Source organism: Terrabacter sp. NPDC080008 (assembly GCF_040702505.1).
GTDB lineage: Bacteria > Actinomycetota > Actinomycetes > Actinomycetales > Dermatophilaceae > Terrabacter.
The window spans coordinates 912,031-912,835 of the sequence record NZ_JBFBLC010000002.1; the positions used below are offsets into that span (position 1 = coordinate 912,031).

Below are 805 nucleotides of genomic sequence, written 5' to 3' on the forward strand. Positions count from 1 at the left end.
AACCGGAGCGACTGTCATCGGAGCGGTAGCCGCCACTGTCGTCACGCGAACCGGAGCGACGGTCATCTGAGCGATAGCCGCCACGGTCCCCACCGGAAGAACGCCGGTCATCGGAGCGGTAGCCACCCCGGTCGCCACCGGAAGAACGCCGGTCATCGGAGCGGTAGCCACCCCGGTCGTCACGCGAACCGGAACGCCGGTCGTCAGAGCGATAGCCGCCACGGTCGTCACGCGAACCGGAGCGACGGTCATCTGAGCGATAGCCGCCACGGTCCCCACCGGAAGAACGCCGGTCATCGGAGCGATAGCCACCCCGGTCGCCACCGGAAGCTCGCCGGTCATCAGAGCGATAGCCACCCCGGTCGCCGCGAGGCGCCCCCTCACGTCGCTCGGGGCCCCGTCGTCCGTTCGTGCTGTCGCGCCGGTCGTTCCGGTCCTGCTCGCTCATGTTCAGCATCCTTCCGCGCCGACCGCTGCCGGCGCCACCTCTGGTCCTACACGCAAAAAAGAAAGAGCGCCCCAGTCGGATCAATGAAGTTCCGTCTGGGGCGCTCTGACAAAGTGTGTCCGGCTGCGTCCTACTCTCCCACACCGTCACCAGTGCAGTACCATCGGCGCTGAAGGGCTTAGCTTCCGGGTTCGGAATGGAGCCGGGCGTTTCCCCTTCGCTATGACAGCCGAAACTCTATGGAGATATCAAAATCGTGGGTGTGTTCCCGTTTGTATCTCGGGAACTGCACAGTGGACGCGTAGCATCTTTGATAGTCAAGTTATCGGCTTATTAGTACCGGTCAGCTCCACACAT

The 805-nt window shown here is 63.6% G+C and carries 1 protein-coding gene and 1 rRNA gene; both read right to left on the minus strand.

Annotated features, from left to right (window positions below):
• Positions 1–357 (minus strand): hypothetical protein (locus AB0316_RS10225; protein ID WP_366272789.1); only part of this gene is annotated, 357 nt, incomplete at its 3' end.
• 208 nt (positions 358–565) lie between these two features.
• Positions 566–682: ribosomal RNA gene (rrf, locus tag AB0316_RS10230) — 5S ribosomal RNA — on the minus strand.
• Positions 683–805 lie beyond the last annotated feature (123 nt).